The organism is Actinophytocola glycyrrhizae, assembly GCF_042653545.1.
Classification (GTDB): domain Bacteria; phylum Actinomycetota; class Actinomycetes; order Mycobacteriales; family Pseudonocardiaceae; genus Actinophytocola; species Actinophytocola glycyrrhizae.
The window spans coordinates 99,650-121,838 of record NZ_JBHSIS010000009.1; the positions used below are offsets into that span (position 1 = coordinate 99,650).

The 22,189-nt window shown below is 68.9% G+C and carries 20 protein-coding genes and 2 pseudogenes; 15 read left to right on the forward strand and 7 right to left on the reverse strand.

Annotated features, from left to right (window positions below; translation table 11 throughout):
• Positions 1 to 58 precede the first annotated feature (58 nt).
• Both ACFPCV_RS20365 and ACFPCV_RS20370 read left to right on the forward strand, forming a co-directional pair.
• On the forward strand, positions 59 to 1,645 hold the full coding sequence (locus tag ACFPCV_RS20365) for a P-loop NTPase fold protein (protein ID WP_378057841.1): 1,587 nt from the start codon (positions 59 to 61) through the stop codon (positions 1,643 to 1,645).
• A complete protein-coding gene (locus ACFPCV_RS20370) occupies positions 1,585 to 2,790 on the forward strand; it encodes a P-loop NTPase fold protein (protein ID WP_378057842.1) in 1,206 nt (401 codons plus the stop codon). Before ACFPCV_RS20365 ends, ACFPCV_RS20370 begins: the two co-directional genes overlap by 61 nt.
• A gap of 36 nt (positions 2,791 to 2,826) precedes the next feature.
• On the opposite strand, the gene ACFPCV_RS20375 is transcribed toward ACFPCV_RS20370, so the two are convergent.
• Positions 2,827 to 3,321 carry a hypothetical protein gene (locus ACFPCV_RS20375; protein ID WP_378057843.1) on the reverse strand — a complete coding sequence of 165 codons (495 nt, stop codon included), beginning with the start codon at positions 3,319 to 3,321 and terminating at the stop codon, positions 2,827 to 2,829.
• Between the two features lie 60 nt (positions 3,322 to 3,381).
• A complete protein-coding gene (locus tag ACFPCV_RS20380; protein ID WP_378057844.1) occupies positions 3,382 to 5,364 on the reverse strand; it encodes an alpha/beta fold hydrolase in 1,983 nt (660 codons plus the stop codon).
• A 142-nt stretch (positions 5,365 to 5,506) separates the two neighbouring features.
• Here ACFPCV_RS20380 and ACFPCV_RS20385 point away from each other — a divergent pair, with 142 nt between their 5' ends.
• Genes ACFPCV_RS20385 through ACFPCV_RS20395 form a run of 3 tightly spaced genes read left to right on the forward strand, consistent with a single transcriptional unit; the run spans position 5,507 to position 7,805 of the window.
• Positions 5,507 to 5,959 carry a hypothetical protein gene (locus ACFPCV_RS20385; RefSeq protein ID WP_378057845.1) on the forward strand — a complete coding sequence of 151 codons (453 nt, stop codon included), beginning with the start codon at positions 5,507 to 5,509 and terminating at the stop codon, positions 5,957 to 5,959.
• 2 nt (positions 5,960 to 5,961) lie between these two features.
• Positions 5,962 to 7,161, forward strand: a complete 1,200-nt coding sequence (locus tag ACFPCV_RS20390) for a sensor histidine kinase (RefSeq protein WP_378057846.1) — start codon at positions 5,962 to 5,964, stop codon at positions 7,159 to 7,161.
• A complete protein-coding gene (locus tag ACFPCV_RS20395) occupies positions 7,161 to 7,805 on the forward strand; it encodes a response regulator (protein WP_378057847.1) in 645 nt (214 codons plus the stop codon). The genes ACFPCV_RS20390 and ACFPCV_RS20395 overlap by 1 nt, the downstream gene beginning before the upstream one ends.
• Here ACFPCV_RS20395 and ACFPCV_RS20400 read toward each other — a convergent pair.
• Positions 7,798 to 8,292 carry an RDD family protein gene (locus ACFPCV_RS20400; RefSeq protein ID WP_378057848.1) on the reverse strand — a complete coding sequence of 165 codons (495 nt, stop codon included), beginning with the start codon at positions 8,290 to 8,292 and terminating at the stop codon, positions 7,798 to 7,800. The genes ACFPCV_RS20395 and ACFPCV_RS20400 overlap by 8 nt on opposite strands.
• 376 nt (positions 8,293 to 8,668) lie before the next feature.
• Here ACFPCV_RS20400 and ACFPCV_RS20405 point away from each other — a divergent pair, with 376 nt between their 5' ends.
• From ACFPCV_RS20405 to ACFPCV_RS20430, 6 genes are all read left to right on the forward strand, one after another.
• Entirely contained in the window at positions 8,669 to 9,484 is an 816-nt protein-coding gene (locus ACFPCV_RS20405; RefSeq protein ID WP_378057849.1) for a hypothetical protein, read from the forward strand.
• A gap of 472 nt (positions 9,485 to 9,956) precedes the next feature.
• Positions 9,957 to 10,184: a CGNR zinc finger domain-containing protein gene (locus ACFPCV_RS20410; RefSeq protein WP_378057850.1), complete on the forward strand. Its 228-nt coding sequence runs from the start codon at positions 9,957 to 9,959 to the stop codon at positions 10,182 to 10,184.
• A 480-nt stretch (positions 10,185 to 10,664) separates the two neighbouring features.
• Entirely contained in the window at positions 10,665 to 13,406 is a 2,742-nt protein-coding gene (locus tag ACFPCV_RS20415) for an alpha/beta fold hydrolase (protein WP_378057851.1), read from the forward strand.
• The gene (locus ACFPCV_RS20420; protein ID WP_378057852.1) at positions 13,406 to 14,335 is read left to right on the forward strand and encodes an NAD-dependent epimerase/dehydratase family protein; all 930 of its coding nucleotides are present in this window, start codon (positions 13,406 to 13,408) and stop codon (positions 14,333 to 14,335) included. The genes ACFPCV_RS20415 and ACFPCV_RS20420 overlap by 1 nt, the downstream gene beginning before the upstream one ends.
• Before the next feature lie 13 nt (positions 14,336 to 14,348).
• Positions 14,349 to 15,773 (forward strand): methyltransferase, encoded by a 1,425-nt coding sequence (locus ACFPCV_RS20425; RefSeq protein WP_378057853.1) that lies wholly within the window; start codon positions 14,349 to 14,351, stop codon positions 15,771 to 15,773.
• Entirely contained in the window at positions 15,773 to 16,933 is a 1,161-nt protein-coding gene (locus ACFPCV_RS20430) for a glycosyltransferase (RefSeq protein ID WP_378057854.1), read from the forward strand. Before ACFPCV_RS20425 ends, ACFPCV_RS20430 begins: the two co-directional genes overlap by 1 nt.
• A gap of 5 nt (positions 16,934 to 16,938) precedes the next feature.
• Here the strand turns inward: ACFPCV_RS20430 and ACFPCV_RS20435 are convergent, their stop codons facing one another.
• Positions 16,939 to 17,340 carry a winged helix-turn-helix transcriptional regulator gene (locus ACFPCV_RS20435; RefSeq protein ID WP_378057855.1) on the reverse strand — a complete coding sequence of 134 codons (402 nt, stop codon included), beginning with the start codon at positions 17,338 to 17,340 and terminating at the stop codon, positions 16,939 to 16,941.
• A gap of 134 nt (positions 17,341 to 17,474) precedes the next feature.
• Between ACFPCV_RS20435 and ACFPCV_RS20440 the strand changes: the two genes are divergently transcribed.
• Both ACFPCV_RS20440 and ACFPCV_RS20445 read left to right on the forward strand, forming a co-directional pair.
• Positions 17,475 to 18,038, forward strand: coding sequence for a YceI family protein (locus ACFPCV_RS20440; protein WP_378057856.1), 564 nt, complete (start codon positions 17,475 to 17,477; stop codon positions 18,036 to 18,038).
• Positions 18,039 to 18,063: 25 nt separating this feature from the next.
• Positions 18,064 to 19,215 (forward strand): class I SAM-dependent methyltransferase, encoded by a 1,152-nt coding sequence (locus tag ACFPCV_RS20445; RefSeq protein WP_378057857.1) that lies wholly within the window; start codon positions 18,064 to 18,066, stop codon positions 19,213 to 19,215.
• 18 nt (positions 19,216 to 19,233) lie between these two features.
• Here ACFPCV_RS20445 and ACFPCV_RS20450 read toward each other — a convergent pair whose 3' ends face one another.
• From ACFPCV_RS20450 to ACFPCV_RS20460, 3 genes and pseudogenes are all read right to left on the reverse strand, one after another.
• Complete coding sequence (locus tag ACFPCV_RS20450) at positions 19,234 to 19,734, reverse strand: hemerythrin domain-containing protein (RefSeq protein WP_378057858.1); 501 nt, start codon at positions 19,732 to 19,734, stop codon at positions 19,234 to 19,236.
• Between the two features lie 49 nt (positions 19,735 to 19,783).
• The gene (locus tag ACFPCV_RS20455; RefSeq protein WP_378057859.1) at positions 19,784 to 20,194 is read right to left on the reverse strand and encodes a PPOX class F420-dependent oxidoreductase; all 411 of its coding nucleotides are present in this window, start codon (positions 20,192 to 20,194) and stop codon (positions 19,784 to 19,786) included.
• 195 nt (positions 20,195 to 20,389) lie between these two features.
• Positions 20,390 to 20,668: pseudogene (locus ACFPCV_RS20460) on the reverse strand (hypothetical protein); the annotation flags it as partial.
• Between ACFPCV_RS20460 and ACFPCV_RS39015 the strand changes: the two are divergent.
• Positions 20,661 to 21,134: pseudogene (locus tag ACFPCV_RS39015) on the forward strand (Rv1733c family protein); the annotation flags it as partial. The pseudogenes ACFPCV_RS20460 and ACFPCV_RS39015 sit on opposite strands and share 8 nt — an antisense overlap.
• Complete coding sequence (locus ACFPCV_RS20465) at positions 21,020 to 22,024, forward strand: universal stress protein (RefSeq protein ID WP_378057860.1); 1,005 nt, start codon at positions 21,020 to 21,022, stop codon at positions 22,022 to 22,024. The pseudogene ACFPCV_RS39015 and the gene ACFPCV_RS20465, both read left to right, overlap by 115 nt.
• The last annotated feature ends 165 nt before the right edge of the window (positions 22,025 to 22,189 follow it).

Below are 22,189 nucleotides of genomic sequence, written 5' to 3' on the forward strand. Positions count from 1 at the left end.
CCGTTTGGGCCGGGTGGGGGCGACAGAGTGCTGGGTCGTGCAAACGGATCGACCATGGTTGTCGAAGATCGATGCCATTGTCATATCGGCAGGGGGGACTCTCGGCAGCCTTGGCCTGGCCGTGCGGAACACGTATCCGCAGGCGGCGTGGACGTCGGTGGAGTTCGACCTGATCGTGCCGCAACAGCCGGTCATCCTCCCTCTGCCTCCGTCGCGCACGGAGCCGAAGGCCAACCTGTCGCTCGCCATCATCGTGACTCCGCACGACGCACCGGGCGAGCCACGACCCAGCCTGGACACGATTGAGATGGCCACCAAGGCGGCGGTCGCTGCGGCGCAACAGCACGGTGTCCGCTCGCTGGGTATGCCACTCCTCGCGACGGGAGTACTGGGATTACGCCCCGCCACCGTCGCGGAGGTCGCGGTGCCGGCTGCGGTGCGCGCCGCCGCGGGTTCACTCGAAAGTCTGGTGTTCGTGTGCATAGACGTGGATACCGAGGCGGCGATTCGACGGGCATGGGGCCAGAATTTCCCAACCATGTTCTCCGACACGAGCGCGTCGACGTACCCCGTCGCGGCATCGCTGGGGGAGGCGGACGGCGCTGCAGACCCGACGAGCGGGGAAGGGGCCACGGAGTACTCCAGTGTTGACCTCGCAGGTGGAGTGTCTACTGACAGGGTGGATCCCAATTGTGGGATTTCGCTCGACAAAGACCAGCTGGGGGTCACGCCCTACGTATCCATGCTGGCCACGGTCATCGCCGATCGACGTACGCCACTGCCGTTGTCGGTCGGCGTCTTCGGGGAATGGGGATCGGGCAAGAGCTACTTCATGGGTATGCTCCGGCAACGGGTGGACGACCTGGCCGCGTCCGGCAATCCCGCCTACTGTGCGACGATCGAACAGATCGGGTTCAACGCCTGGCACTACGCCGACAGTAATCTCTGGGCCAGCCTCGGCGACGTGATCTTCCGGCAGCTCGCCGACGACGGATCGAATCCCGAGCGAAACCGCCGCCTGCTGCGGACGGAGCTGGCCGGTCAACTGAGCCAGCGCAGGGCCATCGAAGCGGCGACCGATCAGGCTCGAGCCGAGACCGCCGCCCTCCAGCGCCAGATCGACCAGGCGATCGCCGATCGGGAGACGTGCGCGCGTGGGCTGCTTGGCGCACTGCTCAGGTCGTCGATCTCTCGGCGCGAGGTGACCAGCCTGTGGGCTCGGCTAGGACTCGACGACACTGTCGAACAGGGCAAGCTGCTCGCCGAGCAGATGCGTGGCACATTGGAAGAGGTTGATGCACTGCGGCGGTCGCCATGGGATCGGCGAGGCCGGTTGGTATTGGCCGTCGCGGCCGTGGTTCTTGTCGTCACGACGTTCGCGGTTGTATTCGCACCCGCCGTGCGGGAGTGGGTGGCCGCAGTCGGTGGAGGACTGTTCGCGGCGCTCGCCGGCACCGGTATCGCGGCCATGGGCGCAGCTCGGTCGGGACTACGCAAGCTGCGTGAGCTGGCCGCAGGCTGCACACCGGCGCGGCGGAACCCGAGTTGGTCGAAGGTCTCCGGAGAGCGGAGGCCGATCAGCGGGTGGCCGAGGCGCAGCTCGATGAGGTGGTCGCACGGGTTGGCGAACTGGGACGCCAACTGACCGAGTTGAGTCCGGGTCGTCGGCTCTACTCGTTCCTCGCCGACCGGGCGCATGGTGACGCCTACACGAGCAACCTCGGGTTGATTTCCATCATCCGCAAGGACTTCGAACAGTTGGTCGACCTGATGGCCGACTGGCGGAGGAATCCGACGGCTCAGGATGGCACTGTACGTCAACCAATCGATCGAATCGTGCTCTACATCGATGACCTCGATCGGTGCAGTTCCCAGCAGGTCGTGGAGGTACTACAGGCAGTGCACCTGTTGCTGGCTCTCGACCTGTTCGTCGTTGTGGTCGGAGTGGATCCGCGTTGGCTGCTGCGCTCACTGAGCTCCCACTACGACGAGATTCTGCAGCACAGCGACGGCTCCAACCGTCTGGCGACGCCGGAGGACTATCTCGAGAAAATCCTGAACATCCCCATGGTGCTGCCAGGAATGACGCCCGGCTCGCTGAGCAAATTGCTGCGCTCGATGATCGACGAGGCGAGTCCGGTTGTGACTGATCCGGCGCCGGTAGCGGAAGCGCCGCCGGGCATTGCGCTCACGACCTACCTGCCGGAGATTCCCATCGAGCCAGGTTCTGAACTGGACGCACAAGACGCGGACCCGTACCCCGCTCCTCCCAGACCACTGGGCGACGACGAAATAGCAATGCTTGCGGCGCTGGACCCGCTGATCGGTACACCTCGCGAGGCGAAGCGCCTGATGAACCTTTACCGCATGCTTCGCTCGACCCGAGATCTGTCCGAGGCGTCCCGCTTTCTCGGCGACGACGGGCATCCCGGCGAGTACCAGGCGGTCATCGTGCTACTGGGGCTGCTCACTGCGCACTCCCGGCTTCTCGGCCAGATTCTCGACACCAGCGAGGATCAGGAAGCCAGCCGACTGGGCGGTTTGATGCACCGTCCGCCGGACACTCCCTGGCCACAGTTCGTCGACGATCTCCGGCCTCGAATCACCGGCAACACATGGACGAACCCGATCCGCGGCCACATCGTCGACGGTGAGCTCCGACACTGGATTCGGCTGCACAACGGCATGACACGGATCTCGAGCCTCGTCACAGTCGCTGACCTGGAACTGTTCCAGCTGTGGACCCCGAGAATCCGTCGGTTCTCCTACATCCTATCGCCCACCAGCTAGGTGACGGTCTCCTTGACCGTACGGCCAAGCGTGTGATCACGACGCCACCGCCTCCGCTCGCATGGAGTCGAACCGTGCGGTCTGCACGCCCGTGCGAAGCCGCAGGAACCGGTAGGGTCGCGTCGACGGGTTGGTGACCGTCGTGACGCGGGTACCCGGGCCGATCATCGTCAGCTGGCCCTGGCCGAGGTCCTGGCCGTTCCCGTCGAGGAAGTGGACGTCCATGGACTGCACGATCGTGCCGGGCGGCTGGTGGAAGCTCACCTCCAGGTCGCCGACACCCTCCTCGCCTGCGCCGAAGTCGAGCACGAGGAACTTCGTGAACCGTCCGGACACCGTCGCGAACCGGTCGTCGGGCGGGCCGACCAGGTTCGCCGGGTCGGTCACCGGGACTTCGTTGGCCGGTGCGACCGCGTCGACGTACGGGTCCGGCGCGGACAGCCAGTAGGGGCTCTGCCCGGGATGTCGACCGCCCGGTCCCGCGCTGCCGGATCCGTTGTACAGCTCCAACCCGTGTCCGGTTTCCTTCACTCCTTCACGTGCCGGAAGTCTTCGTCCACGGGCCGGGCCGCGTGTCGAACCCGGAGCGGCTCAGCGGCCGCTGACGAGCCGGATCTTCTCCTCGCCGACCGCGACCACGTCACCGTTCTCGAGTTGGCGGCCCCGGCGAACCTCCACCCGGCCGTTGACGGTCACGTCCTCGCCCTCGATCAGCATCTTGGCTTGACCGCCGTCCTCGGCCAGCCCGGCCAGCTTGAGGAACTGGCCGAGCCGGATCGACTCGTCGGCGATCGGCACCTCACGAATATCCATCCACACATTCTCCCCACCCGTCCCAGCGGCACGTGCCGGGGCAGCCGCGCCGGCGGCGTTGGCGTCGCTGATCATCGCCTGTACCGAGGCGCGCAGCTCGGGCAGTGGCGCCGCGAAGGCCGTCGCCGTGGCCGGGACCGCGGGGGTGCGGACCGGGCCGGGCACCGGGTGGACCTCGGTCTCGCTGGGCAGCGGGATGCCCGGGCAGGTCACGTTCCCCGGCCGGGAGTTGTGCAGCAGGAAGACGTTCACCATGCCGTCCACGCACGGGTTGCCGTCGAAGGCGTACTGGCCGTGGAAGGGGCTGTCGTCCACCGACACCATGCTCGCCCCCGGCGCGGCCCGCACCGCCGCGCGGGCCTGCTCGTAGCCGGTCTGCGGGTCGAACTCGCCCTGCACCACCAGCACCCGCCCGGTCACCTCGGCCGGCAGCACGGGCAGGTCCTGGCGCGGCTCGTCGGACCAGAACGCGCACGGTTCGCTCAACCCGTACAGCCAGCCGTACATCGGGTAAGCGGGGCCCTGCCGGTCCGACAGCCGCCGGTACCAGGCCGCCGAGCGGGTCGGCTGGTCGCCGCACGCCACGGCGTACCGGGTCGCGGGGACGAGCCGGTAGTCCGCCGAGTCGTCGGCGAGCGCCCGTACGGCCGCGGACGGGGTCAGCCCGGCCAGCGGCACCCCGAATCGTGCGCGGGACCGCGCGTCCAGCAGGGCGGCGAGGTCCGGGTCGGCCGGTACCGGCGTGGACGTCTCGCCGTCCGCGCCTGCCACACCCACCAGGAACACCAGCGCGCCCAGCGCCCACCGCAGCGGCGAGCCCATGCCGGTGAAGATCGCGTCGTAGTCGTCCGGGCTCGTGCCCGCGGTGGCGAAGAACCGGCGGCCGCGTTCCCAGTTCGCGGCGGCCTCCTCGACCGTGGCGCCGACCTCGGCGGGGAACTGCCGTGTCATCCACGGCAGGAACGTCTCCTCGAACAGCCGCTGGTTGATCGGCGGCCACGCCTCGAACGCGGCCTGCAGCCTGTCCTGGAAGTTCGTGCTGGAGTCCAGCACCAGCTTCCCCGCGCTGTCCGGGAACAGCGACGCGTACTTCGCGCCGAGCCAGGTGCCGTAGGAGTAACCCAGGTAGTCCAGTGTGGCCTCGCCGAGCAGGAGCCGGATCAGCTCCATGTCGTGCGCGGTCTGCCAGGTGGTGAGGAACGGCGCGAGCGCTTCGCTCTGGCACGCCTCCGCGACCGCTCGCGGCAGCTTGAGGTGCTCGGTGATGCTGTCGGCCGACCGGTCACGCGCGTCGAGGTCGGTGCGCTGCGACAGGCGGTCGACCGGCACCTCGCACGTCTCGGGCGCGGTGCCGCCTTCCTGGCCGGTGCCGCGCGGGTCCATGCCGATCAGCGCGTACCGCTCGTGGAGTGCGGGCTGGACGGCGGCCAGCGCACCGGGCAGGGACGTGCCCTGCCCACCAGGACCGCCGGGGTTGATCAGCAGCGAGCCGAGGTGCTCACCGGACGCGGCGACCCGGCTGACCGAGACGACCAGGTCCCGGCCCGCGTCGGGCGCGGCCCAGTCCCGGGGCACGGTCACCAGCGCGCACTCCGCGGGCAGCGCGCCCGGTTGCGGGGCGAACGCGCACGGCCCCCAGGCCAGTTCCTGTTCGGCGTAGCGGGAGAACGGATCGGTCGTGGCGTTCACCGGCACGGTCGTCCCGGTGAACACGAGCGCCGTGGTGATGGTGAGCACCACGCCCGCGGTCGGTCTGCGCACGGCAGTCCTTTCGTGGCAGGGATTCTGGCGCCACCCATCCCAGCAGGACCGCGGCCGCGGCGTCCACGACGCGGTAGTACTTTCGGCCGATGCCGGTTCTCGTTGCCGGGCAGCCGGTTCCGGCCCGCCATACGCTTTCGCCATGGCTACCTCAACGCGGCGGACCAGTCCGCCGGGCACGATCACCCTGTCGTTCCTCGGTTTCCTCGCGGCCACCGTGACCACGATCGCGAGCGCGGTGTTCCTCGCGACGTCCGGGCCGGAGCTCGAAGAAGAGCTGCGCAGGAGGGACACCTCGCTCAGCGACGCCGAGGTCGACGCGGCGGTGACCCTCACGCAGGGCGCCGGGATCGCGGTCGCGGCGGTGATCGTCCTCGGTTACCTGTGGCTGGCGTTCAAACTGAAGGCTGGCCGCAACTGGGCGCGGGTCGTGCTGACGGTGCTCACCCTGGTCCAGGTCGGCTTCCTGTTCGTCGGCGGCGCGGCGGACGTGCTGAGCTACGTCAGCTCCGCGGTCGCCGTGCTCGCCGTGGTGCTGAGCTACCTGCCCGCCTCCAACGCCTACATCGACGAGGTCAAGCACGCGCGAGGATAAGCATGTCCACAGCAGGCCCGCCCGCCCGCCGCGGCGTCTTCGTCGCCGAGGTCGCCGTGCTGGCCGCCGCCTCGGTGCTGGACGCGGTGCTCGTACTGCGCACGGAACGGACCGGTGGGTTCGCCGGCCCCCTGCTCTCCGTGGTGCTGCCCTACCTGGGGACCGCGTTCGCCGTCCTGGCGGTGCTCCGGCGCAGGCTTCCCGGCCGGATCGGGCGGCTTGCGGCGATCGTGGTCGGGTTGTCCCTGGCAGGCACCGGTGCGCGTGCGGCGGCGAACGTGGCGGGACTGGCGCCGGACGACCCGTCGGTGGTCACCGAGGTGCTCGCCGTCGTCGTGCTCGTGGGGGCGGGCTGCCGACGGCTGCCGGTGGTGAACGCGGTCGTGCTGACCGCCGCAGGCGGCGCGGCGGTGGTGCTGGCACCCGTGGTGCGCTACGGGATCGGCTCGACGGCGGCGTTGCTGGCCGCGCCGGCGGCCCTGTTGTGGGGTGTGGCGCTGGCGGTCGGCCTCGTGCTCCGCGACGCCGACACCCGGCACGACAGGGCGTTGCGTGAGGCGCGCATGCACGATCGGCTGCGCATGGCACGGGAACTGCACGACCTGGTCGCGCACTACCTCAGCGGGATCGTGGTGCGCGCACAGGCGGCGGGTGCGCTGGCGAGGAACCCCGCGGCACCGGCACAGGACCCGGCCGAGACCTACCGCGAGATCGAGGAGACCGGGGCCGAGGGCCTGACCGCGATGCGCGGGCTCGTCGGCATGTTGCGCGACGACGAGCACCAGCTGCCGTTGCCCGGCACCGATCTGGGCGCGGTGATCCGGTCCGTCGCGGACGGTCGCGGCGCGGTCCGCGTCGACCTGCCCGGTGAGCTCGACGACCTGCCGGTCTCCCCGGAGGTCGCCGCGGTGCTGCACCGGGTGCTCCTCGAGTCGCTGACCAACGTCCGCAGGCACGCCCGGCAGGCCACGGACGTGCGGGTCACGGTCCGGGTGACCGACGGGGACCTGGAACTGGACGTCGGCAACGACCTCCCCGAAGGAGCCGTCGCCGACGGGGAGCCGGGCTACGGCATCATCGGCATGACCGAGCGGGTCGCCGCGCTGGGCGGGACGCTGACGGCGGGACCGCGGGACGGTGGCTGGCACACCACGGCCCGGTTGCCCCTGGCGCGGGCGAACGAACCGACGAGAGGGGTCTGATGCCCATCCGGGTGCTGGTGGCAGACGACCAGGTGCTGGTCCGGACCGGTTTCCGGCTCGTGCTCGACGCCGAGCCCGACATCGAGGTCATCAGTGAGGCCGCCGACGGTGAGAGCGCGGTGCGGCTGGCGCGCAGCCTGCGCCCGGACGTCACGCTCATGGACATCCGGATGCCCAGGATGGACGGTCTGCGGGCGACCGAGCTGCTGGCGGGTCCCGACGTCGCGGACCCGCTGCGGGTGGTCGTGGTCACCACCTACGATGTCGACGAGAACGTCTACGCGGCGCTGCTCGCCGGCGCCTGCGGGTTCCTGCTCAAGGACGCGGGCCCGAGGTGGCTGGCCGAGGCGGTGCGCGCCGCCGCCAAGGGCGAGGCGATGGTCTCGCCGTCGGTGACCGTGCGCCTGCTGCGCCACTTCACCCACGACTCGTCGAAGGCCGCGGCGGAGGTCCCGCTCACCACCCGGGAGCTGGACGTGGTGCTCGCCGTCGCGCGGGGCCGCACGAACGCGGAGATCGCCGCGGACCTGACCATCTCGCTGTCGACGGTGAAGTCACACCTGGCGAGCGTGCAGGCGAAGCTGGGTGTCCGGAACCGCACCGAGATCGCGATCTGGGCGTGGCAGCGCGGGCTGGTCAGCTGACGCGCACGACCACGGTCCGCGCGATGAGGTCACCGACGCGCTGACGCCGCTCGGTCACCGCGATGCCGACCACGGCCACCAGCCCCAGCAGCAGACCGTCCACTGTGAACAGGAACCAGCGGACCAGGTAGTCGCGGACCCCGGGCGCACCGCCCCGGGTGGTCTCGATCCGCAACCCCACCACCAGCATCCCCGGCGTCACACCGCCGCGGCGCAGCGGCACCCACACGTGGATCAGCAGGTCGGTCGCGATCGCGACCACACAGAAGGTGACAAAGGGCGCCCAGAGGATCGTCATCGGCGGGACCATGCCCCACCTCACCACGGGCGTGACGACGAGCCCGGCCAGCAACCCGGTCACACACCCGGCGCCGATGGCCAGTGACGAGTCCAGCAGGTTCTGCAGACCGCGGCGGGCGACCATCTCCCACCGTCCGGGCAGGATCACCTCGGCGGGCAGGGGTACGGGCTCGGTGGACGCGGTCATCGCCGCGCCAGGGCGGGTACGTCGGTTCTCATGGCCCCCTCCGGAGATCACGACGGACCGACGTTATCGCACCGGGCACTCCATCGGCACGCCGCCAGGAAGACTCCGTCCGGCAGAGGGGACCGGGTGTGTCACCTCTGCCGGAAGCCGAACGTCCGGTACAGCGGTGATCCGGGGGTCAGCTCCGCTCCGGCCAAGGTCGAGAGCCTTGCCTGGATCTGGATGCGCAGGCGGGCGGACACCATGGGCGCTTGCGGTGACAACGTTCCGCCGGGCGGACCAACTGGACACATTGCGGTCATTCGGATCTGTCGGTACCCGAGCCGTCCGGGCTGCGCATACAGTGAACGGGTTGTCGTCATCCCGGAGGCGCCGCATGTCCGACTCATGGTCCGACGACCGTGTCAGCCAGTTGCTCGACCGGCTGAAGACCCTCGATGAGCTTCGTGGGAACGCCGACGCGGCCAGGGGAGAGGCCGAAGCCAGGATCGCGAAGATCAAGTCCGAGACCCGGGTCAAGGATCGGCACCTGTGGCTGCTGTTGTGGGCGAACGGGGACCGCGCGGTCTACGACGAATACCGGTCGATGCGCGACGAGGTCAAGCATCGCAGACAACAGATCGCGCGCCTTCCCCACAGCCGTCAGATGGTTCTCGGCGAGCTCGACCGGGTCATCGCCGACGACTTGGAGCAGAACGACCCGGACTACCTGGGAATCGTGATCGAACAGCGGAAAGTCCGGCAGAAGAAGGAAGTGTGCCACCACGCCTTGAACGTTGTCCTGAGGACCCGTGAGAAGATCACGAGCGTGTCAGCCTCGCTGCGCGTGCGGCCCAATGGCAAGGCGGCGGTCGCGGCCGCGAGGAGAGAGCCGGGTGAGATCTCGGCCCAGCTGAAGGTGGTGCAGGAGAAGGTCAAGGAGGTCAACAGGATCGTCGGGTCGCGCGACCTGGTGAACGGCGGCCTCGTCAAGAGACTGAACATGACCTTCCTCGGTACCGAGTTCGGCCATGACGAGAGAAAGAAGCAGCTCGACGACACGGTCAGAACACTCAACGAGGTGGCCCGTAAGGTCGAGGCGAGTGGTGACAAGTTCGAGAAACGTCTGAGAGAGCTGGAAAAGGACCGCAGGCAACGGGTGAAGGCCAAGCGGGATCGTCTCCTGTCGATGCACGGGCTCACGGTGACGTAGCCCTCACGTATCTGGGGGCTCGTGCTCGTCGGCAAACACAGGCGAGTACCAAGCTGCGCAGGCTCCGGCACACGATCAAAGCGGGCGTGGACGGCGGCGGTGGTCGACGCGATCAATGAGGCTCAGGCGGAACTGGAGGCCGCGCAAGCCGAGGAAGCGCGCTCGACCGACAACGCCTGCACCCCGCGACCAGCCGCGCCTGGCCATCGTCACCTGGATCGGGAAGACTCTCCTCCGAGGTGTGGAAGTGGCTGCCGGGCAGCCCGACGTGCCGGTATCTCGTTCTCGGGGGGCATCGAGGAGTCCTTTCCGACCATCGATCACTCGAGCCACGGCGAAAAGGACCGTGCAATCCGGTCATGCCATGCCCTGATGTCATTGTTCGCCCACGAGATCCGCCGCTGTCGAACAGGATCACCACGCCGATAGTCACATTGTCCGGCACGTCCTGCACTGGTCGAACTGTCACGCCGTGTTCGTCGACCTGTCCCGCAATCGGTCTTGGCGGTTCTGTTCGCCTGCCGTGTGCGGCAACCGCGTCCACGTGGCGGCCCACCGCGCGCGACAGGCGGGGTCAGCGGTGGCCGCCAGTGCTGCCGCCGCCATCCGCTCAGGTAAGGGAAGTCGAAACCCGCCACAGTGGACTCTCTGCCCTCCCAGGACCTGTCCGGCCGACGAGGGCAGACCCGCACCGCGGTAGCGCCGACTTCGTCGAGACGTGAGTCGGTGACCGGACGCCACGTGCGACGTTTGCTTTGCGATCAGGCCTCTCCGTGTCAGGTTCCTGGTTCGCACGATAATCAGGGATATCGCAGTTGATCCGTTGTGGACGATCGTTTCCGACCGCTGAGTGATTCTCCGAATCCGGGGCTTCCGGGGTTCAGGACAGCTGTGCTACGGTCGAGGAGAGCTTGGAACTGGGGGTTAGTGAAGCGTGCACGTCGGCGCGGCGTGATCAGCTTGCGTTGGGGGAACTTGCTTTCTGCGAACAACGATGTGCGTGGAAGGCAGTTGGCCTGGAACGGTGTCCTTGACGCCTGAAATTCGGCTGATACCGCTTCGGGTCGACGAATTCTGCCTGCGTGGCATGTGCCCGTGCTCGCGTGCGTCACATAGAGGGAAAGAATCACTTCCGCCCGTCTGGGTCAGCGATAGTGCTTGTTTCTTGGGGGGTTTCTTCATGCTCACGTACAAGTCCGCCGTCCTGCGCGACCTTCTCATGAATGCGGCCGCGATCAATCCGTTGTCCGGCATCACCTTCGTCACCGAGGCGGAGTCCGGCAAAGTGGCCTACCCGGCGTTGCTCGACCAGGCCGATGCCGTCCTCAATGGACTCGTCAGGTCGGGGTTGCGCCCGGGGGACCGGGTGCTGCTGCTGCTCGAACGACCACAGGACTTCATCCGGTCCTTCTGGGGATGTGTGCTGGGGGGCTTTGTGCCCTGCCCCATGACCCCACCGCGCTCCGACCACGGGCGATGGCAGGACCACCTCGGCCATGTCACCCGGCTGCTCGGCTGCTCACTGCTGGTGACCACCCGAGACCTGCGCCGCGACCTTCCGCTGCCTCCGGACCTGCCGGTCGCCTGCCTGGAGGACCTGCTGGGGTCCCCGGCCGGGACGAACACCTATGAGCCGGCACGCGACGACCTCGCGCTGCTCATGCTGACCTCCGGTTCCACGGGCACGTCGAAGGCGGTGATGCTGACCCACGGGAATTTGCTCGCGTCGATGTCCGCGAAGGCCGAGCGGCTGGCGGTGACCGCCCAGGACGTGGCCATGAACTGGATCGCCTTCGACCACATCGCGGCGGTGGAGTCCCACCTCCTGGCACTGCGGGCGGGTGCGGAGCAGGTGCAGGTCGAGCCCGGGGTCGTCCTGAACGACCCCGCGCGGTTCCTCCGGCTGGTCGACGCCAACCGGGTCACACTGACCTTCGCCCCCAACTTCCTTCTCGGGCAGCTCAACAAGGAGGCGCCGGACCGCGGACTGGACCTCTCCTCGGTGCGCCACGTCATCTCCGGCGGCGAGGCCACGGTGTGCGCCACCGCGCGTGCGCTCCTCGACCGGTTCGCGCCGCTGCGGCTGTCCCGGTCGGCGATCGTTCCCGGGTTCGGCATGACCGAGACCTGCGCGGGCAGCGTCTTCTCGACCGAGTTCCCCGACGTCGACGACGGCCGGGAGTTCGCGTCCCTCGGCCGGCCGGTCGACGGGTTCGAGATGCGGGTCACCGAGGACGACGTGCCGTTGCCAGAAGGCGAGATCGGTGAGCTGCAGGTGCGCGGCCCGATGGTCTTCGGCGGCTACTTCAACGACAGCGCCGCGACCGCGGCGGCGTTCACGGCCGACGGATGGTTCCGGACCGGTGACCAGGGCACGATCCGCGACGGCCGGCTGAGCCTGACCGGGCGCAGCAAGGACAGCATCATCGTCAACGGGGTCAACTACTTCAGCCACGACCTGGAGGCCGCGCTCGAACAGCTCGACGGCGTCGAGAAGTCCTACGTCGCGGCCTTCCCCACCCGCCGGCCCGGCGAGGACACCGAACAACTCGTCGTCGCGTTCTGCCCGAGCGGCACGCCGGACGAGGACAGCCTGTACCGGTTGGTGGTCGCCATCCGCAACAGCGTGGTCCTGCACTGGGGGTTCCGTCCAGGTCTGATCCTGCCCGTGACGAAGGCCGACCTGCCCAAGACGAGCCTCGGCAAGATCCAGCGCTCGCGGGTGCGCAAGCGGCTCGAGGCCGGCGAGTTCGCCGCGACCGTGCGGTCGATCGCCGAGCTGAGCAGCCGCCGGCTCGGCGAGTACACCGCGCCAGAGGACGACGTGGAGCGGACGCTCACCGCGATCTACGCGGACATGTTCGACGTGCCGCCGGAATCGGTCGGCACGAGCGCGAGCTTCTTCGACCTCGGTGGCACGTCACTGGACGTGTTGCGGCTCAAGCACCACGTCGAGGAGCGTTTCGGCCTGCCGGACCTGCCGGTGGTGCGGTTCCTGCGTGCGCAGACGATCCGCGAGCAGGCCAGGTGGCTGCGCGGCCTGGATGGCGATGGGCACCACCCGGGGACGGAGGACTACGACCCGTTGGTGACGCTCCAGCACAGCGGCGACGGGACACCGCTGTTCTGCGTCCATCCCGGGGTCGGCGAGGTGCTGGTGTTCGTCAACCTGGCCAAGTACTTCGTGAACGAGCGGCCGTTCCATGCCTTGCGAGCCCGTGGTTTCGGCAAGGACGAGCCGTACTTCGGCAGTTTCGACGAGATGGTCCAGTGCTACGTCCGGGCCATTCGCGCGGAACAGCCCGCTGGGCCCTACGCCATCGCGGGCTACTCCTACGGCGGCGCCGTGGCGTTCGAGATCGCCAAGGCACTCGAGGCGATGGGGGAGCGCGTCGACTTCGTCGGCATCTTCAACCTGCCACCGCACATCCAGGACCGGATGCACGAGCTGGATTTCACCGAGGGTGCGGTGAACCTGGCGTCCTTCCTGTCCCTGATCAGCAGGGAGCAGGCGGCGGAGCTGCCGAGGAAGCTGAGGCAGTCCCTGCCGGACCGGAGAATGCAGCTCGAGTACCTCGTCAGGGTCGCACCGGAGCAGCGGCTCGCCGAGCTCGACCTCACCGTCGACAAGTTCGCGGCGTGGGTCGACCTCGCCCAGTCGATGGTCGGCCTCGGGCGTGACTACACGCCGAGCGGGACCGTGCGGTCGGTCAGCGTCTTCTACGCGATCCCGTTGCGTGGCACCAAGGAGGACTGGCTGCGGACGCAACTGCGTGCGTGGGACGACTTCACCAGGGAACCGAACAGGTACCTCGACGTGCCGGGCGAGCACTACACGCTGATGGGTGCCGAGCACGTCCGGACCTTCCAGTCGATCCTGCGTGGCGAGCTGGACCGCGCGTTGAACGGACGTGACCGCTGATGCTGAACGGGAAGAAGATCCTCGTCACCGGCGCCACCGGCCAGGTGGCCCGGCCGGTGGCGCAGGCGCTGGCCGAAGCCAACGAGGTCTGGTGTCTCGGGCGGTTCGCCGACCGGGAGGCCGAACGGCAGCTCGTCGCGGACGGGATGCGGACCTGGCGCTGGGACATGTCGGCCGATCGGCTCGACGGCCTGCCGGACGACTTCACCCATGTCCTGCACTCCGCCATGTACCGGGGCGACGGCACCGACTTCGACACCGCGGTGGAAGTCAATTGCGTGGCCGCGGGCCGCCTGATGACGCACTGCCGGTCGGCGGAGGCGTTCCTGTACGTGTCCTCCGGCGCGGTCTACGCACGGCAGTCGCGGGACCACCGGCACCGCGAGACCGACCCGCTCGGCGCCGAGCTGCCCTGGCTGCCGACCTACCCGGTGAGCAAGATCGCCGCGGAGGGAACGGTCCGGGCGTTCGCCGCCACCCTCGGGCTGCCCACGACGATCGCCCGGCTCAACATCGCCTACGGCCCGCACGGTCACGGCGGCATGCCGTTGCTGCTCCTGAAGCGGATGCTCGGCGGTGCGGAGATCGAGGTGCCGGTGGACGGGCAGAACTGGTGCAACCCCATCCACACCGACGACATCGCCAGGCAGACGCCGCTGCTGTGGCAGGCCGCGACGGTGCCGGCGCGAGTGGTCAACTGGGCCGGGGACGACGTGGTGAGTGTTCAGGAGATCCTGACCTACCTGGCCGACCTCGCGGGCGCGCCTGCGAGGTTCCGCGAGAGCGAGGTCACCAGGGACACCCACATCTTCGACAACACCGTGCGCGTCAGCCTCGCCGGACGGTGCGAGGTGGACTGGCGAACCGGTCTGCGCAGGACGCTGGCACACCACCTCCCGGAGCTGGTGTCCGCGCAGGCATCGACGTAGAGAGGACTCCGGCATGGGTACCAACACCGACGTCATCAAGACCTCCTACGCCGCGTTCGCCTCCGGTGACCTCGACCGCGCCCTCGCGTGCTTCTCGCCCGGGATCGAGTGGACACATCCGGACGGCATGGCCGACTTCGGTCTCGGAGGCACCAAGAACGGGCTCGGCGAGGTCCGCCGGTTCATGGCGCGGGCGCGCACCGTGTTCAGCGAGATCCGTGCCGAGCCGCGCGAGTTCCTGGAGTCCGGCCAGCGGGTCGTCGTGCTCGGCACACACCACATGCGCGGCCGGGAGAGCGGGGTCGCTGGCACGGTCGAGTTCGCGCACACCTGGTGGTTCGTCGACGGCATGGCCACTCACTTCGCGGACGTGCACGACAGCGCCGAGGTGCGGCGCCTCGTGGCGCCGGGTCCGGCCGGTCCGCCGGTGTCCGACTGGCGTGCCCACATCATCCAGCTCGGGCTCGGATTCTGGCCGGCGAAGGTGGTGCAGGCCGCGGTCGAGCTCGGCGTGTTCACGGAACTGGCGGTGGCGCGGGGAGACGCAGTCGAGCTGGGTGCCCGGCTCGGCCTGCATCCGCGCGGCACCAGGGACTTCCTCGACACCCTGGTATCGCTCGGGCTGCTCGACCGCGAGGCGGGCCGGTATCGCAACACCGCCGCCACGGCCGCGTTCCTCGACCGGGCCAACCAGGAGACCTACGTCGGCGGCATCCTGGAACTGGCGAGCGAGCTGTGGTATCCGAGCTGGGCCGGGCTCACGACGGCACTGCGCACCGGTGCGCCGCAGAACAACGCAGGCGACGGTGCCACCGATCCGTTCGACGTGCTCTACGCCGACCCGGACCGGGCACGCAGGTTCCAGCGGGCCATGTCGGCTGGGGCAGCGGCCAGTGCGACCGCGCTGCCGGACCGCCTGCCATGGGCCGAGTTCGGCACGGTGGTCGACGTCGGCTGCTCCGATGGCGCGCTGCTGGCCCGGTTGCTGAGACAGCATCCACATCTCACCGGTACCGGGTTCGACCTGAGGCAGGTGCGGCCCGGTTTCGAGGAGACCGTGAAGGAGTTCGACCTGGCCGAACGGATGTCGTTCGCACCGGGCAGCTTCTTCACCGACGCGCTGCCGAGGGCGGACGTGGTCGTGCTCGGACACGTCCTGCACGACTGGGACCTGGAGACGAAGCGCATGCTGCTGCGCAAGGCACGAGAGGCGCTCGCACCGGACGGGCTGGTCGTCGTCTACGACACCCTGATCGACGACGAACGCAGGGAGCGCACCAGTGCGCTGCTGATGAGCCTGCACATGCTGCTGGAGAGCCCCGGCGGGTTCGACTACACGGAAGCCGACTGCCTGACCTGGTTGGCGGAGGCCGGTTTCCGAGACTGCCGGGTCGAGCACCTCGCGGGACCGGACTACCTGGTGACGGGTCGGCGCTGATGCGGGTACTCATCGCCGGGTTGGCCAACTACGGCCACATCTACCCGCTCATGCCGGTTGCCGTGGCGTGCCGGGACGCCGGCCACGACGTGATCTTCGCGATCGGGGAGGAACTTCTGCCCCTGGTCCGGTCCGCGGGGTTCACCGGCCACCGGGTCGCCGCGTCCCTGGAGTGGGGCTGGACCGAGGCGATACGCCGGCGTCCTGAGTTGTCCTCGGCGGGCGAGCTGGCGATCGCGCCGGTCGCGGCGGAGATACTCGCCGAGCGCGTGATGCGGGACCTTCTCCCCGTACTGGCACGGGAACGGCCGGACGTGGTGCTGCACGAGCCGTACTGCCCAGGGGCGGCACTCGCGGCGCGGCTGGCCGGCGTGCCGGTCGTCTCGCACATCCAGGGCCGGTCGCTGCCCGCCAGGATGCACGACGCGATCTCGGGGCATCTCGACCGGCTGTGGCGGGAGCACGGCGGCACCGCGGACCTGCCCGACTGGCGTGCGCAGACCTTCCTCGACTTCTGGCCACCGAGCCTGCAGCCGGACCCGCCGGTCGTCGAACTCGTCGACCGGCACCCGGTCCGGCCGGTCGCGTGGAGCGGGCGGACCGACCGGATGCCCGGCTGGGTGCCGGGTGACCGCGACAAGCCGCTGGTGTACCTGGTCTTCAGCACCGTCTTCGACCTCGACGACGCGGTGCTGGACGCGGTGCTGCGTGGCGTCGCCGCGCTGGACGCGGACGTGCTGGCCGTGGTCGGCTCGCGACACGACCGGGTAGCGCCGCGGCTGCCGGGCAACGTGCGCGTCGAACGCTTCGTGGCCCAGGCACAGGTGCTGCCGCACGCTGACCTCGTCGTGTGCCACGGCGGGAGCGGGGTGTTCCTCGGCGCGCTGTCGGCCGGACTGCCGCAACTGGTGATCCCCTCCGGGGCCGACCAGTTCTCGAACGCCGACGACCTGGTGCGAGTCGGCGCCGGGATGCGGATGATGCCGGGCGAGGTGACGTCGTCGGGGGTCACCGAGGCGGTCGCCGCGTTGACGGGCTCGCCGGCCTACCGCCAGGCCGCTCGTGCGATCGCCCGGGAGATCGCGGCCATGCCCGCCCCCGCCGACCTGGTGCCGGTGCTGGGCGAGCTGGCCGGAGCCGTTGCGGTGGAGTCGTTGTGAGCGGACTACCGATCCGCGGTCACGGTGTCGTCCAGGAGCCCGTCATAGCGCCGCCTTGCCTCGTCGATCTGCTCCACGTGCCCGACGCTCCACGTCAGCAGGGCGCGCAGGGTGTCGAGGAGCGAGTCGCCCATGGGCGTCAGGGAGTACTCGACGCGGGCCGGGTAGACGGGGTAGACGGTGCGGGTGACCAGGCCGTCCCGTTCGAGTCCGCGCAGCGTCACGGTGAGCATCCGTTGGGTGATGAAGTGGATGGCGCGCTTCAGCTCGCTGAACCGGTGAGTACCGTCGCCGAGGAGCGTGATGACCAGCACGGACCACTTGTCACCCACCCGGTCGAGCACCTCACGCGCCCGGCAGAACTCCGGTGCGGAATCGCTCGTCGGTACGGCCGCCGCCTGGTCCATGGTTCCCTCCGTGACACCAGCACACATCAATGTGCCTGCTTGTTGAACCAACCCGGCTACTTCGATACTTGTCCGGGTCTGGTTCCTGACAGGAACCAGGATCTCACAAGTAACCGACCTGGAGGACAGTACGCGTGAACAACCCGGACACCGCCACCATTCCTGGCTACACGGTCGGCACCTGGGTCGCCGACCCCGTTCATTCGGAGATCGGCTTCAGCGTCCGGCACATGATGGTCAGCAATGTTCGCGGCCGGTTCGCCGAGTTCGAGGCGACCGTCACGACGGCGCCGAACCCGCTCGACTCCACCGCGACGGCCACGATCAACCTGGCGTCCATCAGCACCGGAAACGACGCGCGGGACGAGGACCTCCGCGGCGAGGGCTTCCTCAACGTCGAGAAGTACCCGACCATGACCTTCGTTTCGACCGGGGTGCGGGTCGACGGAGACACATTCCTGCTCGACGGCGACCTGACCGTCCACGAGGTGACCAAGGCCGTCACGGTGCGGATCGAGCCGAACGGCTTCGGGCCGGATCCGTACGGGTTCACCCGCGCGGGTTTCACGGCGACCGCGGAGATCAACCGCAGCGACTACGGGATCACCGGGAACATGCTGATCGAGGGCGGTGGCGTGGTCATCGCCGACAAGGTGAAGATCCAGATCGAGTTGGAGGCCGTCCTCCAGAAGGACTGACGGCACAACCGAAGGGGGCGGTCACGTGGAATCGAGTACGCGGGTCGAGGGGATCGACCACGACCTGGCGGCGCTGCTGGTAGCCCTGGCGAGCGGACCGGAACCGACGACCATCGACCAGGACCTCGACCCGCACCGGGTCGCCGAGGCCGTGCTGGCCGAGGTGCTCTCGCGGGCCGCGCTGCTCGACCAGCCGCCGATACCCGTCACCGTCCAGTTCGAACTGCTGACGCCGGGGAAACCTGTCGGCTACGTGGTTTCCACCGGCCTCCAGGACCAGGCCCGTCCGGACACGGTGAAGGCAGGCTGGGTGCCGGAGCCGGAGGTGTGGATCCGCCAGGACCTCGGGGAGTTCGTGCGCGCGGTCTTCGGGCCCGCGGGCTCACCTGCCGACCGCACGCGACAGGTCGTGGTCAGGGACGAACCGGGGCCGCGTTCACCGGCACCGGACGATCCGGCCATGCTGCGCTGGCAGGCCGCCCAGGTCGCCGCGGGGCGGCTGGTCCTGGCGTGCTCGCCACGCCGTCACGACCTCGCGGCGCTGGCACTGCGGTTCGGTTCGGACAAGTGGGGCGGGCACTGGTACACACCACACTACGAACGGCATTTCGCCCCGTACCGGGACCGCCCGGTGCGAGTTCTGGAGATCGGCATCGGCGGGTACCAGTCCTCGGCAATGGGCGGCGCTTCGCTGCGAATGTGGAAGCACTACTTCCGTCGCGGCTTGATCCACGGCGTCGACATCGCGGACAAGTCCGGTCACGACGAGACACGGGTCCGCACGATCCGGGGCGATCAGTCCGATGTGGACTTCCTGGTGGCGCTGAACGACCGTCATGGGCCGTTCGACATCGTGATCGACGACGGCAGTCACCTGAGCGAGCACGTGATCGTCTCCCTGACGACGCTCTTCCCGTTGCTTCGACACGGCGGGCTGTACGTCGTCGAGGACCTGGCGACGTCGTACTGGCCCGCGTGGAACGGTGGCCGAACTGACGCCGGTGATCCGGCCACGTCGGTCGGTTTTCTCAAGACCGTCGTCGACGAACTGCAGGCGCAGGACTCGACCGCGAGCGGGCTCGAGGTGACGGGCATGCACTTCTACCACAACATGGTGGTGCTCGAGAAAGGCGCGAACCGGGAGCAGACCGCGCCTGCGTGGCTTCGTGGTGACTGACCGGGACGTGCGACCTGTTCAGCGCAGCCCGAACAGACCGGCGAGGCTGTTCTCCTCGTTGTCGAGGTGGGCCTCCAGGTCGGTGGCGAGCGCAGTGAGCGCCCGCGCCGCGTCAGCCACCAGCGACGGATCCCCGGACAGTCGGCGGAGCGTGTTTTCCAGCTGTGCCAGCAGATCGGCGATCTTCTCGTGTTCCATCCTGAGCCGGTCGACAACCGGTGCGGCAGCCGCCGAGTAGTCCCGCAGTTGCGGGAACATCTGCGTGTCCTCGACCGAATGATGCGCCGTGAGCGCATCGCAGAACTGAAGACAGTTCAGGCGCAGGTCGCTTTTCCGCTGATCCGAGAAGGCGCGGGCCGCGTCCGCCAGGCGATCCGGCCCGCCGGGATCGGCCGACCATTTCGCCATCTCGCCACGCAGCTTGGCCAACTCTCGCCGATACAGCGCGTGGACTTCCACCAAATGCTCGTAGACGGCCCGGCCACGCGGATCTTCCCCATCGCGCTCAGACGAAGTCACAAGCGCAGTATAGATCCTGCCGAGGAAGGGATGTTCCGTTCCGGCTGGTTCAGCCGCTGTTGTCGGGGCCGGCGCGGAGAAGGCGGATGCGCAGCAGAACCCTTTGCTCCGTCCGCATCATCGACCGGTACTCGTCCCAGTCCGGGTGCTCGCCCGAGATTCGGCGGTAGTAGTCCTCGAGGGCGGTCATCGCGTCGGGCAGTGACACGATGTCGGCGACACCGTCGAGCTGTAGCCACCGGCCGAAGAAGTTGTCCGGCAGAACGCACAGGGAGACCTTCGGGTCGCGGCGCAGGTTGCGGACTTTGTAGGCCGTCTCCCTTGTGCTGACCACGACGAAACCGGCCTCGTCCACCGCCGCGACGACGGGCGACATCTGTGGCGCACCGTCCGACCGTGTCGTCGCCAGCACCGCGTGGTGTTGTGTGCGAACGAATTCTCGTGCGTCATCGAGGTCCATGTGTTCATTATGGCCCCGGTGACCCGGCCGGACCACTCGCGGTCAGCGGGATCGCGACTGAGAACCGGTCGTTCGTGTGCGAAGAACGGCATCAGGGTCGTGGATTCTCGTTCCACCACGCAGAAGTAGTTCGCTCGGTCCTGAGCATGGTGCTGCCGGCCACCGTTGGGTGGCCGGCAGCACCGGTTCTTGTTGTCAGCGCAGCCAGGGGTTCTTCTCGACGAAGTGGAGCCTTGCCCACTGCTTTCCGAGGCCCCAGGTGATTCCGGCGGTGGCGGTGGCCAGCCAGATCAGTACGAGGGCGTAGAGGATGTGGTAGTCGAGGACCGGGTTGGTCGACATGGTGGGTTCACCGGCGTCGGTGAACCGGTCCAGCGGCCATTCGGCTGCCCACATGAGCAGCATCATGAGGGTGCCCGCGGCCGCGGCGATGCGCATGCCGATCCCGGCCAGCAGTGCGATGGCGATGCCGGCGCGGCTGCTGCGTCCCGGCCGCAACCCACTGGCACGAGGCGTCGATCGGACCGAGAGTGCCATCGTGAGCCGGTTCGTGCTGGTCGCGCTCGCGCTGGTGCCGGTCATGTCGACCCTCGGCTCGGTGACCTACACGGGCCTCGCCGAGCAGAGCGCCCAGCAGGCGCGAACCCGGCACGAGACGGTCGCGGTCCTCGTCGAGGACTCCCCGGTGGCGACCGTCGGCGCGCAGGGCGTGGTGATCAAGGGACGGTCGGAAGTGCTTGCCGGCTGGCGGCTGCCCGACGGGTCCAGCCGCACCGGCCTTGTCAGCGCGGAGGACGGCCTGAAGGCCGGTGCCGAAGTCCCGGTATGGCTGGACCGGTCCGGCGACGCGGTGGACCCGCCACTGTCCTCATCGGACGCCGTGGTCACCGGGGTGCTGGCGGCGGTGTGCGGCTGGCTCGCCGTCGTGGGGCTGTTCGCCGTTGTCTGCGGAGGGCTGCACCGCGGGTTCAACCAGCGCCGGTACCGGGCATGGGAGACCAGCTGCCGCTGCTGCTGCCGCCAGCGGACCTGTACGCGCAGGAGCTCGCCGAGCAGGGCAGGAAATGGCTTTCGGCGGCACGCGACGTCGCACTACAGGCAGCGCCGAACCTCGACGTCGACACCGAGTTGCGCACCGGCCAGCCCGGTGAACAGCTCGTGGCGGAGACCGAGGACGCCGGGCTGATCGTCGTCGGGTCCCGAGGGCTTGGTGGTTTCCGCAGCCTGCTCCTCGGCTCGGTGGCCAACGCGCTGACCGCACACGGCCCCTGCCCGGTGGTCGTCATGCGCGGGCGGCCGGCGGGAGCGGCGCCCCCGGAACTCGAGCGACGCCAGGTGCTCCGGGGTGGCCGGGTTCGGCAGCCGGTGCACGGTACTGGCCCAGCCGAGTGCGGCCAGCGCGACCCGGAGGTGGTGCAGCGCCGCTCCACAGCTGACCAGCAGATCCCGACCATCCGGGTCGATGGCGGGTACCTGCCGGGTCCAGTCGGCGAACAGGTGGACCGACTCGTCACCGACCAGCCAATGCCAAGGCTGGGTGTTGTGAATCGAGGGGGCTCGAACGGCAAGAGCGATCGCGGACCGCAGCGTCTCACGGTCCGGTCTCACGACGGTCATGGCGGTTCTCCCGATGGTGCTGCTGTCTCACCATTCACACTCGTCCGTTCCGGCCGCCGATGTCAGGGCCCTAAGCCCTCGCCGCCCGGGCATCTCGTCACCACCCGTGGAGCCACTCTCGTGCGGCAGCGACGGACGCATGAGCGCCGGGGGAACAAACATCGTGAACCCTGCGGCCACGCTCATCGGCACGGAACCCGTTGCCGGAGCTGAACGTCTTGGCCCGCGCCGTAAGGGAACCGGCTTGCCGATCGCGAGGTGATGCTCTTGCCACCTCCGGTCAGAGCAAGGCAGGTGCCGCCTCCTGCGCCGCCGGAGCATGGGACCAACGGTGTGCGACGCGGGACTTTGGACTCCGGTCAGAGCGTGTTCTCGCGG